Annotated in this window: 14 protein-coding genes and 1 pseudogene; 9 read left to right on the top strand and 6 right to left on the bottom strand. The window is 35.9% G+C overall.

Annotated features, from left to right (window positions below; genetic code table 11):
* Window positions 1-6 precede the first annotated feature (6 nt).
* Window positions 7-1,071 carry a tetraprenyl-beta-curcumene synthase family protein gene (locus DN394_RS13545; RefSeq protein WP_141475398.1) on the top strand — a complete coding sequence of 355 codons (1,065 nt, stop codon included), beginning with the start codon at window positions 7-9 and terminating at the stop codon, window positions 1,069-1,071.
* A 37-nt stretch (window positions 1,072-1,108) separates the two neighbouring features.
* On the opposite strand, the gene DN394_RS13550 is transcribed toward DN394_RS13545, so the two are convergent.
* A complete protein-coding gene (locus tag DN394_RS13550) occupies window positions 1,109-2,410 on the bottom strand; it encodes a PepSY-associated TM helix domain-containing protein (protein ID WP_098084975.1) in 1,302 nt (433 codons plus the stop codon).
* Window positions 2,411-2,609: 199 nt separating this feature from the next.
* Here DN394_RS13550 and DN394_RS29400 point away from each other — a divergent pair, with 199 nt between their 5' ends.
* The 3 genes and pseudogenes from DN394_RS29400 to DN394_RS13570 all read left to right on the top strand — a co-directional run.
* Window positions 2,610-3,122, top strand: coding sequence for a DUF6973 domain-containing protein (locus tag DN394_RS29400; protein ID WP_434087825.1), 513 nt, complete (start codon window positions 2,610-2,612; stop codon window positions 3,120-3,122).
* Window positions 3,123-3,245: 123 nt separating this feature from the next.
* Entirely contained in the window at window positions 3,246-3,464 is a 219-nt protein-coding gene (locus DN394_RS13565) for a hypothetical protein (RefSeq protein WP_000739867.1), read from the top strand.
* 83 nt (window positions 3,465-3,547) lie between these two features.
* Window positions 3,548-3,995: pseudogene (locus DN394_RS13570) on the top strand (DNA topoisomerase); the annotation flags it as partial.
* A 1-nt stretch (window position 3,996) separates the two neighbouring features.
* Here DN394_RS13570 and DN394_RS13575 read toward each other — a convergent pair.
* From DN394_RS13575 to mnmL, 5 genes are all read right to left on the bottom strand, one after another.
* Complete coding sequence (locus tag DN394_RS13575; protein ID WP_149293876.1) at window positions 3,997-4,671, bottom strand: aspartate/glutamate racemase family protein; 675 nt, start codon at window positions 4,669-4,671, stop codon at window positions 3,997-3,999.
* A gap of 24 nt (window positions 4,672-4,695) precedes the next feature.
* Complete coding sequence (locus tag DN394_RS13580) at window positions 4,696-5,376, bottom strand: ABC transporter permease (protein ID WP_149293877.1); 681 nt, start codon at window positions 5,374-5,376, stop codon at window positions 4,696-4,698.
* Window positions 5,377-5,394: 18 nt separating this feature from the next.
* Window positions 5,395-6,228 carry an ABC transporter ATP-binding protein gene (locus DN394_RS13585; RefSeq protein ID WP_149293878.1) on the bottom strand — a complete coding sequence of 278 codons (834 nt, stop codon included), beginning with the start codon at window positions 6,226-6,228 and terminating at the stop codon, window positions 5,395-5,397.
* A 199-nt stretch (window positions 6,229-6,427) separates the two neighbouring features.
* Window positions 6,428-7,000, bottom strand: a complete 573-nt coding sequence (gene mnmM, locus DN394_RS13590) for a tRNA 5-(aminomethyl)-2-thiouridylate-methyltransferase MnmM (protein ID WP_149293879.1) — start codon at window positions 6,998-7,000, stop codon at window positions 6,428-6,430.
* Window positions 6,997-7,956: a tRNA modification radical SAM protein MnmL/YtqA gene (gene mnmL, locus DN394_RS13595; RefSeq protein WP_149293880.1), complete on the bottom strand. Its 960-nt coding sequence runs from the start codon at window positions 7,954-7,956 to the stop codon at window positions 6,997-6,999. The genes mnmM and mnmL overlap by 4 nt, the downstream gene beginning before the upstream one ends.
* Window positions 7,957-8,067: 111 nt before the next feature.
* On the opposite strand from mnmL, the gene DN394_RS13600 reads away from it, so the two are divergent.
* The 5 genes from DN394_RS13600 (at window position 8,068) to DN394_RS13620 (ending at window position 12,526) form a co-directional block, all read left to right on the top strand.
* Entirely contained in the window at window positions 8,068-8,331 is a 264-nt protein-coding gene (locus tag DN394_RS13600; protein ID WP_000840869.1) for a YtzC family protein, read from the top strand.
* Window positions 8,332-8,346: 15 nt separating this feature from the next.
* A complete protein-coding gene (locus DN394_RS13605; RefSeq protein WP_001129340.1) occupies window positions 8,347-8,496 on the top strand; it encodes a hypothetical protein in 150 nt (49 codons plus the stop codon).
* A gap of 136 nt (window positions 8,497-8,632) precedes the next feature.
* Window positions 8,633-9,655, top strand: coding sequence for a DUF418 domain-containing protein (locus tag DN394_RS13610; protein WP_149293881.1), 1,023 nt, complete (start codon window positions 8,633-8,635; stop codon window positions 9,653-9,655).
* Between the two features lie 232 nt (window positions 9,656-9,887).
* A complete protein-coding gene (locus DN394_RS13615; protein WP_071744449.1) occupies window positions 9,888-10,649 on the top strand; it encodes an ABC transporter ATP-binding protein in 762 nt (253 codons plus the stop codon).
* Between the two features lie 17 nt (window positions 10,650-10,666).
* A complete protein-coding gene (locus DN394_RS13620; protein ID WP_098092378.1) occupies window positions 10,667-12,526 on the top strand; it encodes an FtsX-like permease family protein in 1,860 nt (619 codons plus the stop codon).
* The last annotated feature ends 263 nt before the right edge of the window (window positions 12,527-12,789 follow it).

Here is a 12,789-nt window from a genome sequence, read left to right on the forward strand (position 1 = left end):
GAAGAAGTGAACGTACCGAGTAATCCCATAACGCTCATGGCGAAAGTATACCGTGATGTGTTTCCGGTAGTACACCATGAGCTAGCGGTGTGGAAAGAGCGTGCCTACCATATTCCGAATGATGAGCTTCATAGTCAGGCAATCGCAAGTATTGAGAATAAAACGTTTCATTGCGAAGGCGGTGGTATTTTAGCACTGTTAGCAAATGAGCACCGAGAGGAATGCATTCGTTTTATCGTAGCGTATCAAACAATCAGCGATTATTTAGATAATTTATGTGACCGCAGTACATCACTTGATCCGAATGATTTTGCCGCACTGCATGAATCTATGTTAATGGCATTATCACCTGAAGTAGAAGGTGGCGGTAATTATTATCGCTATCGTGATGATCAAGACGATGGTGGTTATTTAGATGAACTTGTTGAAACATGCCAAGATGTTTTAAAGAAAACGAAGCACTATGACAAAATTGCTCCTGTTCTTCATGAACTTGCTTGTTATTATTGTGATTTGCAAATTCATAAACACGTGAAGTTAGAAGAAAGAGAACCACGCTTACAAAAATGGTTTGAAGCACATAAAGAAAATTTACCTGAAATGAGCTGGTTTGAATTTTCAGCATGTGCCGGTTCTACACTTGGAATCTTCTGTCTTGTCGCATATGCATTTCATGATGAATTACATGATGAAGATATTGCGAAAATTAGACAAGGATACTTCCCATACGTACAAGGACTTCACATTTTACTTGATTATTTCATCGATCAAGAAGAAGACCGCGCCGGCGGGGATTTGAATTTCTGTAGTTATTATGAAAACGAGCAAGCGATATTAGATCGTATGAAACATTTTGTAGAAGAAGCAGAGAAGAGCATTGGTGATTTACCTCATGCGAAGTTTCATCGTCTCATAAGCCGAGGATTACTTGGTATTTATTTATCAGATCAAAAAGTATCAGCACAAAAGAATATGCACAAAATGGCACGGCGCATTGTAAAATACGGAGGGCTTACTTCACGATTCTTCTATTGGAACGGGAAGATGTACCGAAAGAAAACAGCGCAGTGATGAAGAAAACCACTCATGTAGAGTGGTTTTCTTTTCATTATGATCGTATTTTTGAAAATACATATATAAGAAGTTCAATCGCAAAAATCACTAATACAGATAGTCCGAATAAAGGCATGACAGCGCCTAGTATAACCATCATGATAAAGAAAACGATTATGCTTTTTTTATCTCTTTGTTTTGGCGGTGCTGCTAATTTTCCTTTCGGCTTTCTTGCTAACCACATTTTTATTCCGTAATAAATAAGAAGTAATAAAGATAATGTCGTTAGTAAGCATAATATTTTATTTGGCCATCCGAATAAATGTCCTTCGTGAAGCGGGATACCGTAAGTGAACCATTGTGCAAATAATCCATAATCACGATAGTCCGTTTTGGAAATAAGTTTTCCGCTATATTGATCAAAATAAGCTGTTATTTCTTCATTTGGTGCGACGTGCATACCTGTAATGCCAGAACCGCTTGATTTCGAAACAGTGAATACACCTTTCGAATCAGCTGGTAGTGAAATAACATACGGTTTCTTTATTTCAATTCCTTTTTGTAATTCATCGACAGAAATTGCTTTCGGTTCATTTGAATTTGATTCAGGAGGAGCTTCTTTTCTAGTTGCCCATGGCAATTCTTTTACCTTCGATTCAGGCGGCGCCATATACAATTTTGGGTATCCGAGCGATTCATTCGACGATGCAATTTTATAAATTTGGTTACCCATAAATCCTGACCACGGCAATCCAGATGCGACTAGCAGAACGAGTGGAATTGTAAATATAATACCGATAATAGAATGACGTCGTTTTGCTTTTTCTCGCTTATTGGATGCCGGTGTGTTTTTGAACTGGCGTATACTCATATACAGCCCAGTTGCAATTAAAAAGATTGTCCAGCATGCTGCTAGCTCTACAATGTAGTTGACGACAGTACCACCAACTAAAAGAGAACTATGTAATTCCCGCATTATATTGGCAAACGTTTCACTTGCGTTTTGATCCCCAACAATTTGATTATTGCTATCTAAATACACATATTTTTGTTGCCCAGTATATTCATTTGCAATAGTAAGCCTCGTATTATAATCCCCATTAAACTCACTAATTTTCGCCACACTATAATGTGGATATTTTTTCTCTGTTAAGAAAAGCGAATCAGCCATCGAAATAGATTCTGTTTGGGCGCTCTTCCCAAAATATAAATCTTTATAGATGAAATCTTCAACCTCTTCACGAAATAAATACCCAATCCCGCTCAGTGACAATGTAATAAGAAGCGGAGTAATAAAAAGCCCAGCATAAAAATGCCAACGCCAAAAAATGTAATGAAGCGAACGATTTACTTTCATACTCTTTGTTCCCCTAACCTTCCCTATATGAATAACTACTTATTTAATATAGCGAGATTAAGTGTGGATACTTTGAAAGAATTGTGAAGAAAGTTAAAAGTTTTGGGGATTTTTATCAGCGAGACATACAATACGCAATGCAAAGCTTAGTTGAATGAATTAGCTCTTCATTTCCTTTTTGTAGCCTGAATTGAATCAAATTGCTAGTGACAAGATAAAAAATAGCACAGCAAAATCCCCTAGTTTATATGGTTACGATATACCAGGAATGCCTGATTTAACAGAAGCGGAAATTTCGTTAGCAAAGAGGCATCCTATTGAATTCGTAACTTATGGAGGATGTTCAATTGATGCTCTTAATGAAGCGAAGAAATATTATGGTGGTGATCAACTTACTAAGGGAAATGGTGATGCGTTTAGACATGCTTATTGGAATGCGATTTTAGTTCTGAACATGGGTGGTTCTAGTGGTGCTGTATATGGCGAAGAAAGAGCAAAAGCTTGGACTGATGCTCATGAACAATATTCTGTTGGTATTGATAAAGAAATGGATCTTCATAACAATTGGTTTGGAAGATCTGTAGCAATGAATAATTATTATTGGACTACGTCAAAATATAGCAGTTACATGAGAGAAAGAGTGAGTAAAGGTTCTTTAGCACGAATAGTTAATAATCAATTAGTGGCGACAAATGGTGTTACTGGTAAGTAATGCACAGAATGAATGTGAGAAGAAGTAAGTATCCTATAGTATTGTCTTTATATTTTACTTAGTGATATTCTTTAAATTAACACCTTGAAAATACATATTTGCATAAAAAAGGAGACAAAGATTTTGAAAAAGAATTTAATACTGATTTTTTGTCTAGCTATTTTATTCATATTGTCTGCTTGTCAAAAAGAATACAAAGGAAAATATGTGAAATGGGGCGACACTGTAGAAACTGTTGACACAGAAAGATTTGAAAGAAACAATATTCCATATAAAGTAGAGGGCAATAAGGTGTATGTTCCAGAAGATGCATTTGATGATGCTATAGTATGTTGTTCTTAGGAAGTTGCGTTCTATGAATAGGTAGCAGTAAAACTCCAACATGGTGCTATGTTGGAGTTTACTAAATTTGAGAGGGTGAAGCAATTGCGAGGTTACTCATTCAACAAGCAGGATGTACAAATAAAAACAGAACCGCTTGTGGATCAATAGTTTAGAAGTAGAGGATATTAAAAAAGGTTTTCAGAATTTAAAGCCTGGTTCAGATTATGAGCGCATGTTCGCTGAAGTGCAAGTACATCAAATTAGCGATTGGATTATTGGAATGAATGCTAGTAAGTTATATACACTGACGTAAGAAAGGCATTCAAGGTGTTTATACGAGTATAAACACCTGCGTTATGTTTGATAAACAAGCGACAGCAGGAAATTAAAAACTTTAAACCAACGCCTTTCTTTGAATTGGAAGCGCAATTTACTTTTGAAAACGGTGTATACAAAGGACGTTATAAAGAGAGATTTACAACTAAAGGTGAATTAATGAACTTACTGCAGCAACATAATCTTTCTGAAAACAATAGCCAGCAAGGTATATTCATTTGGACCCCCTTATATTTTCTACATACATCCTAACAACCGCTTTCGCAAGACATTGAGAGGAATCAACAAAATCCTCACTCGCCACCACATTCAAATCGGTACATGCGATAATTGCAGTATCTACTTCATCTTCCAACTGTAAAACGAGCGCATTCCACAATTCGCGAGCTTCTTCACTCTCTCCAGATTTAATCCAAGTAATAATTTGATTAATCATTTCCTGCCATGTTTCATGATGAATGTATTCTATATTACGTTTTGTAATCCCATCTTGGTAAATCCCAGCTTGAACAGTTGCTTCTGTTGCGAGAAGAGCAACTCTTTTTGTATTTTCAGGAATTGCTTTTAACGTCTCATCAACTATATTCAAAATAGGAATAGAAAGAGATCGCTGTAATTCTTCAAAATAAAGATGCGCTGTATTGCACGGCATAGCGATAAAGCTTACGCCAGTACTTTCAAGTTTTTGTGCCCCTTCAATAATCGCTTTTTTCATCGCCTCGTGATCAATAGGCCGATCCATATAAAACGGTGTTGGACAAGAATAAATCATCATATGGGGAAAGTCCATATCATGTTTTGCTCCGTATATTGTTTGGCACCTTGCTACAACTGTATCGACGAATGGCCCAGTTGATTTTGGCCCCATTCCTGCTAGTATTCCAATCATTGTTTCGTCTCCTTTACTATGTAATTAAAAACGTTTTTTGCGAACGATAAAAAGAAATAAGGTAAATAATAAAAATGAATATATGATAGTCCAAGCTGTGAGCCATAGCGTGTGAGTCAGTATATTATATTTGTATTGTCCAAGCGTTAGAAAGCTTTCGACAGGTGGTAAAAACCATAGTAACTCTTTTTTAAACCGGATAGATGCAATCGTTATAAGCAATATAAATGTAAGGCTAAGCCAAGCAGTGCCTGCTTTTTGAATCATATTTCTAGTACATAATGTTGCGATTGAAATTCCTAGTATAGAGAAAGACATGTGAGCGAGAAATCCGACTAAAAATAAAGAAACTGTCATTTCTTCATTAAACATTTGCAAAAAAATTGGGTAGATTACGGATATAAAAGATAAAACAGTACAAATGAGAAGAGCTGTAATATATTTACCAACGTATAATGTGGAAATGTTATTTGTGTGTGAAATAGTAATTTGTTCTTGTACAGGGTCTTCAGTATGAAAAATTGTGATTGTAATCCAGGCAGATAATAAATAAAGGGCGAGAGCTGTTTCTAAGTATGTCGGTACAATAGGAGTCGGTTTATATGTATATACAAAAAGTAAGCTCACAAAGTACATCGCAATAGGAGGGACGTACTTATACGATTTTGTATAGTCGAGAAAATGGTAACGAATAAGCGCGAACATAATAAACCTTCTTTCGATTTAAAAGTTAGGTTGTAGCAGTGTGATAGATGCTTTTTTATGTAATAAAAACTGAAGCATTTCGTTTGTATATTCTTTTTCGATCTGTAATTGAATAAGGTTTTGATTTGAATTGTGTGTAACGTGTATAAAACCTAATTGTTTCCGTAGTTCTATCGCTGAAAACGTTTCGTGAACGATTGCTTCAATATAGACTTGTTCTGCCACTTTTTGCACAGACATATCTTCTGTGATTGTATGATTTGCTAACGTCACAATTCTATCGGCGAAGTTTTCTAGTAGTTGTTTTTCGTGACATGTGAAGAGTATAGATATGCCGTGTTGTTTTAATGAGAGTAAAATATGTTCTAGTTCTTGCTGAGAGTTAGGATCTAGCCCAGAAAGTGGTTCATCTAAAATTAATAAATGGACATCTGTAAGTAATGCTTGCAAGATGCCTGTTTTTTGTTTCATACCTTTTGAAAAGTTTCGTACAACGGAATGCCTTGCATGATGTAAATGAAAAGATTCAAGAAGCATCGGAATTTTATCTTTTAAATATTTTGTTGATAAACCGTGGATGTGGCCGAGATGATATAAATAATCCTCTAATGTAAAACGAATCCCTTCAGGAAAATGTTCAGGTACATAGCCAATTTGTATATGTTCTTTTCTTTGAAGTGTCCCTGTTGTAGGTGAAATAAATCCTGCAATTATTTTGAGTAGCGTACTTTTTCCAGTCCCGTTCCCGCCAATAATAGCGAGCGCTTCTCCTTCTGGAATGGATAAATCAATGTTGTCTAGTATAAGTGATTTGCCATACTTCTTTTGAATTCCCCTTAGTTCTACTAGCAAAGTTCTATCCTTCTTTCTTCAAATATTGTATACATCCATTATATAGGAGAATAACAAAAAGACGTGCAATGAGTGCACGTCTTTTTTTGTTATGTTTTGTCGATAAGTTGATATAGTGTGTCGAATCGTCGATATATCGAAAAAATCGTTGATATATCACGAGTTACGATAGATATAGTTGAAAAATCGTTGATATATTTTATCGCTTCTCAATCGCCACAATAAATGGTGGGTTATTTTGCTGGTTAATGAAGCCGTATCGTAGTACGTGAGCTTGTTTTTGGTCGAGTTCTTCTGCAAATTTGAGAACAGCGTCGCGTTCTACTTGTCCTTCTGGGTGTCCGTGGTAAATGACAAGGACGATGATTCCTTCAGGTGCCATTACTTCTAGTAATTGTTCAATTGCCGAGATTGTTGAGTTCGGTTTTGTAACGATATGCTTGTCACCACCAGGAAGGTAACCTAAGTTGAAGATAGCGCCTGTTACTTTTCCTTTTGCATCTTCTGGTAGTACGGATAGAAGCGTATCGTGACTATCGTGAACTAAAACAGTACGTTCAAAAAGCACTTTTTCTTTTAGACGGATAGTAGAGCTTTCAATTGCTTCTTTTTGAATATCAAATCCAAATACTTTTCCGTTATCTCCAACGATTTCAGCTAGGAAGCATGTGTCATGTCCATTGCCGAGCGTTGCATCTACAGCGTAATCGCCTTCTTTTACTGCCGTTTGCAGCAGTGTGCGAGCAAACGGTAATACACGTTCTAATTTCATTGTTGTTTCTCCTCATTTGCATATTTTCCTTGCCAGCTTCCGCGGCGTACAAATTCTGCATCGATGGAATTTAATACTTCCCATTTATTTAAGCTCCACATTGGGCCAATCATTAAATCAGGTGGACCGTCACCTGTGATGCGGTGCACAATTACGTCTTCTGGAATCATTTCAAGTTGGTCAACAACGAGACTTACGTAATCTTCAAGAGAAAGGAATTCTAATTGTCCTTTTTCATATTGCTTCACCATTGGCGTTCCTTTTAATAAGTGAAGTAAATGAATTTTAATTCCTTGTACGTCAAGCTTTGCTACTTCACGAGCTGTTTCCATCATCATGTCGTAATCTTCAAGTGGAAGACCGTTAATAATATGAGAGCAAACTCTAATGCCATGCTTACGTAATTTATTTACACCTTCCACGTAAGATGGGTAATCGTGAGCGCGATTAATAAGGTTTGCAGTTCGTTCGTGAACAGTTTGTAAGCCGAGTTCAACCCAAAGGTATGTGCGTTTATTTAAGTCCGCTAAATATTCAACGACATCGTCCGGTAAGCAATCTGGACGAGTGGCGATAGAAAGACCGACAACGTCTTTTTCTGCTAGAAGCGGTTCGAATTTTTCTTTTAACACTTCAAGTGGTGCATGTGTATTTGTGTACGCTTGGAAATAAGCGATACATTTTCCGTCTTTCCACTTTGAGCGCATTTTTTCTTTCATTTCATGATATTGCGTTATAACATCATCGCGGCGATCACCAGCGAAGTCACCAGATCCGGCAGCACTACAAAATGTACAACCACCGTAAGCAACTGTACCGTCACGGTTCGGGCAATCGAAGCCAGCATCTAATGAAACTTTAAAGATTTTTTCACCAAATTCATGTCGTAAATGGTAATTCCATGTATGATAACGTTTATTGTCGTTTGTATATGGAAAAGGGTTTTGAACCTTCATTACTTTCCCTCCTAAGCCGAGTCAAAATGAAACAAAATCCATTATAACATACTCATAAGGTTCATATGGAAGGGACACACTAAAGGGGAATTGAAGCAAGGAGGGACAATTATGGCAGAGCGTCAATCACTTGAATCGTATATTACACAAGCGGAACAAGCAGTGGAATATGCGAAAGAACAATTAGACCAAGGTATGAGACAAGAGCATTATAATACGATGGAGTATTCGGATGCGCAGTTACAATTAGAACAAGCGTATAACGATTTACAAACGATGCAACAACATGCGAATGATGAGCAACGTGAGCAGTTAAATAGAGCACGCATGGCAATTCGCCAACTGCAACATCAAATGATTATTACACCGCACTAATAAGGAGTGAATGTAATGGCGAAACGTTCAGATCAAAATAACCCAGAGCAAAAAACGCAAAATGGACATAACGCTGAGTTTTCAAATGAGCTTGATCCGATTGTTCAAGTAAAACAGCGGAACAGTAAAAAAGGACAACCTCAAAAATCGAAGCAATCAGAGTAAACCAGGTCGCAATATGACCTGGTTTTATTTTGCTATATGACAATAATGTAAGATTACTGTAAGGTTTACCGATAGTTATAAGCCTACTTCTCCAGTAGAGTAAGGGAGGATTAAATTTTGGACAAGGAGTTGCTTTATGGGGAACAATATTACAAACAAACGAATTGATGAGTTAGATTACATTCGTGGTTTCGCACTACTGGGGATTATTTTAGTAAATATTCTTGCACTACTTAATATTAAAATTCCAGATCCTAATACAGTGGATGCAAGTTATCAAAGGTTTCTATACTTATTTGTAGAAGGTCGTTTCTTCTCAATCTTCTCATTCTTATTTGGAGTAGGATTCTATATCTTTATTACGAGAGCAATTGCGAAAGGGAAGAATGGATATGTTCTATTTTTACGTCGTTTAGTTGCACTATTTATTTTTGGTTTGATTCATTACATGTTTCAACCTGGAGAAGCATTAACGTTATATGCAATTTGCGGGTTAATCGTTTTACCATTTTATAAAGCGAAAAAACAAGTGAACTTAGTTATTGGCCTTATTTTAACAATTGCTTTTAGTGTAATGGGGATTAAAGAACTATTACCACTCGGCTTAATTTTATTAGGTCTTGCTGCAGGGCAATATCGTGTATTTGAAAATCTCACGCAGAACATAAAGAAAGTCGCTATTTTTACAGGTGTTATGTTTGTTTTAAGTGTTGTAGCTGTATGGTATCAATATGGACAAGTACCTGCTGAGCCATTTGTAAATATGATACTAATGAATGAGGACGGAACAATGGATGCTGCAAGCCAATTTTTAAAAATTGGTGTTACAGTAGGACCGATTATTTCAGCTTTCTATGTTGGAGCTTTAATTTTATTACTTCAATTAAAACCAGTTCAAACATTGTTAGCACCACTGAAATATTATGGCCGTATGGCATTAACAAATTATATCGGACAAACTGCAATGATTTTAATTGCAGGCAGTGTATGTAACTTTGCAGGAAACTTAACATACATGCAGACACTATATGTATGTATCGCAATTTATGCAATTCAAATTGTGTTTAGTGTAATTTGGATGAAAATCTTTAAAATGGGTCCATTAGAATGGATTTGGCGTGTTATTACGTACTGGACGGTAACGCCTTTAAAGAAATAAAGAGAGAAGTGGGCTGTTCCTTTTGTGGAACAGCTCATTTTTTATTGTCATCTTTTTCGGTAAGTCGATATTACTTGTCGAATCACTAATAAAATTTCATTTACCAACGAACCTTACACGCCCACCTTTTTTATATTACAAAAGTGTAAGGTAATTGTAATGTTAACAAATAGCAGTTCTCTTCTAAAAGGCGCAAAATAGGTAATGGAAAAACAAGCGTAGGAGGATATATATGACGAAACCAGTTGTAGACGTGAAAAACGTTCAAAAAGTGTACGGTAAAAAAGGTGAGAACCAATCACACGCGTTAAAAGGTGTGTCATTCTCGATTCAAGAGGGTGAATTTGTTGGAATTATGGGACCATCTGGTTCTGGTAAAACGACATTATTAAATGTAATTTCAACGCTTGATAAAGCAACGGGCGGCGTTGTTGAAATTGCGGGTACGGACATTACGAAAATGAAACAAGGTGAGCTTTCTGATTTCCGTTCGCAAAAGTTAGGATTCATTTTCCAAGACTTTAACTTATTAGAGAACTTATCTATTTATGAAAACATCGCACTACCACTTTCACTTCAAGGTGTTTCATCACGTAATATTGGACCGAAAGTAGAAAAAGTAGCAGATATGTTAGGTATTTCAGCTATTCTTCAAAAGTACCCATCTGAAGTATCTGGTGGACAGAAACAACGTTCAGCAGCAGCGCGCGCTTTAGTGCATGAGCCTGCAATTATTTTGGGGGACGAGCCAACAGGAGCGCTTGATTCTAAAAATGCAGCGAGCTTACTTGATGCGATGACAAACTTAAATCAAGATCAAGGCGTATCTATTATGATGGTTACACATGATCCGTATAGTGCAAGTTACTGTCAGCGTATTTTATTCATTCAAGATGGTGAGCTATACAAAGAAATTCACCGCGGTGGTACACGTGAAGAGTTTTATAAAGAAATTTTAGATGTGCTGGCAGACTTAGGCACACAAAAAGCGTAAGAAAGGAGGTCTAGGGCATGTTATTTAAACTTTCCATGTCAGGACTAAAAAGTAAGCTGAAAGATTATATCGTCTTACTTGTTGGTCTTGTCATGTCCATTTCAATTTTTTATATGTTTCAAACGTTAGCGTTAAACGAAGCCTTCCTTAAGGAAAATTCTACTATTGGTCAAATTGGATTTGTATTCCAAGCAGGTTCATTTTTACTAGCTATTATAACGTTCTTCTATATTTTGTATGCGAACTCTTTCTTACTATCTCTTCGTCAAAAAGAGTTTGGTATGTATATGATGTTAGGAGCAAAAAAGCATAAAGTTACATTACTTATGTTTATCGAAACAATCGTATTAGGTGCTGCGTCTCTTGCAATTGGTATTATAGTTGGTGTAGGACTTGCAGAGGGTATCGGACAGTTATTAATGAAACAATTAGAATTTGCTGGTAAAGGCTATAAAGCATTTTATTTACCATCAATGACTGTTACTTGTATCTTCTTCTTTGCACTATTTGTATTATCAGCAATTATGAACAGTATTAAATTATCACGTATTTCTGTACTGCAACTTGTACATGCAGACGCACAAACAGAACGTGTTGCGGTAAAAGGAAAAATGACAGGTGTAGTTGCATTCCTTGCAGTTATTTTATTAGGCATTGGCTATGCATCAATGATTTACATGGAAAAACTAAGGGAAATGGGAATCCTTATTGCATTAATTACAACGACAGCTGGTACTTACATGCTATTTGGATCACTTCTTCCGGTTATTATTAAAAAGTTAAAAGGTAATAAAAAGCGTAGTGAAAAAGGACTTAACGCTTTTACATTTGCACAATTAAACTTCCGTATTAATAGTTTAACGAAAGTACTTGCAACAGTAGCAATGTTAGTTGCTCTTGGAGCTGGTGCAATTTCAGGTGGTATGGCGTTTAAAAATAACGTTATAAAAATGGTTGATGGTTTAGTAATTTACGATTCAGTTGTTCATAATCCAACAGCTGAAGAAAAGAAAGTTTTAGATGGTATTACATTTAAAGAGAAAAATGAATATCGTTACAAAGTTGATAATAAATACGTTTACTATGTAAAAGAAGATTTAGAGAAAAATCGTCCTTTAGTAAAAGATATGTCAAATATGAAGTCGATGAAGGATTTAATGAATACAAAGAAAGTTTCAGCGGACCTGCCAGTAGGTGCAGTTTCTCGAGAAATGAATGAAAAAGATGCGAATGCTAAAGCACTTCCAGAAGAATGGGACGAGGCTTTCAGAACAATCCAGCCATTCTACGTACATGAAGATCATGCAATTAAAATTGTAGATCAAAAAATGTACGATACTGTAAACGGTAAAGAAGGAATCGTATTTACTGGAAAAACAGATGATTTTGAAGCACACATAAAAGAATGGAAAAAACTTGACGAGTTGCAACTAGATAAATATAAAAATGTAGCAGCTGAAAGATTAAATAGTAAATATCAAGCTTACGACATGTTCTACGGCGTTGCGAGCGGAACAGTGTTTATGGGATTCTTCCTTGGAATTGCATTCTTAGCAATGATGGCAAGTTGTTTAATGTTTAAAATTCTTTCTGGTGCATCAAAAGATATTACGCGTTACCAAATGCTTCGTAAAATCGGTGTGCGCCGTGAATTATTAACGAAATCCATTTATAAAGAATTATTCTTAGTATTCTTATTCCCAGCAATTATAGGTATTGCACACGTATTAGTTGGTATGAATATTTTCGGATTTATTTTAATCGATCCGTACTTCCGTATTTGGGTACCAATTGTAATTTTCGTAGTTATTTACACGATTTATTACTTCATTACAGTTCAATTGTATAAAGGAATTGTTCTTCCTAAGGAAGACTAATAAAAAAACCGAGCGAAACTGCTCGGTTTTTATTATTTTCAGAAAAAACACTTTAATGTTACTGAAATATATAATATAATATAAATAAGTAACATAAAATTAAAGTAGAAGCAGCTGGATAATGAAAGGAGGAATCCGATCTGTAGAAAGAGGCTGAACTTGTACCCCCTATTTTTCCTACCCCACTGTATTTGCACAATTATAAATTTCCAAACGAAAAATTTTCGGACCTAAAAGTATATTGAAAAATAATGGATAATACA

Origin of the sequence: Bacillus sp. BB081, assembly GCF_008368895.1 — a bacterium.
GTDB lineage: Bacteria > Bacillota > Bacilli > Bacillales > Bacillaceae_G > Bacillus_A > Bacillus_A wiedmannii.

Coding starts and splice junctions, on each gene's coding strand:
- DN394_RS13605 (WP_001129340.1), top strand. CDS start 8,347: ATGGCGAAACGTTCAGATCAAAATAACCCAGAGCAAAAAACGCAAAAT.
- DN394_RS13615 (WP_071744449.1), top strand. CDS start 9,888: ATGACGAAACCAGTTGTAGACGTGAAAAACGTTCAAAAAGTGTACGGT.
- DN394_RS13580 (WP_149293877.1), bottom strand. CDS start 5,376: ATGTTCGCGCTTATTCGTTACCATTTTCTCGACTATACAAAATCGTAT.
- mnmL (WP_149293880.1), bottom strand. CDS start 7,956: ATGAAGGTTCAAAACCCTTTTCCATATACAAACGACAATAAACGTTAT.
- DN394_RS13575 (WP_149293876.1), bottom strand. CDS start 4,671: ATGATTGGAATACTAGCAGGAATGGGGCCAAAATCAACTGGGCCATTC.
- DN394_RS13550 (WP_098084975.1), bottom strand. CDS start 2,410: ATGAAAGTAAATCGTTCGCTTCATTACATTTTTTGGCGTTGGCATTTT.
- DN394_RS13620 (WP_098092378.1), top strand. CDS start 10,667: ATGTTATTTAAACTTTCCATGTCAGGACTAAAAAGTAAGCTGAAAGAT.
- DN394_RS13600 (WP_000840869.1), top strand. CDS start 8,068: ATGGCAGAGCGTCAATCACTTGAATCGTATATTACACAAGCGGAACAA.
- DN394_RS13610 (WP_149293881.1), top strand. CDS start 8,633: ATGGGGAACAATATTACAAACAAACGAATTGATGAGTTAGATTACATT.
- mnmM (WP_149293879.1), bottom strand. CDS start 7,000: ATGAAATTAGAACGTGTATTACCGTTTGCTCGCACACTGCTGCAAACG.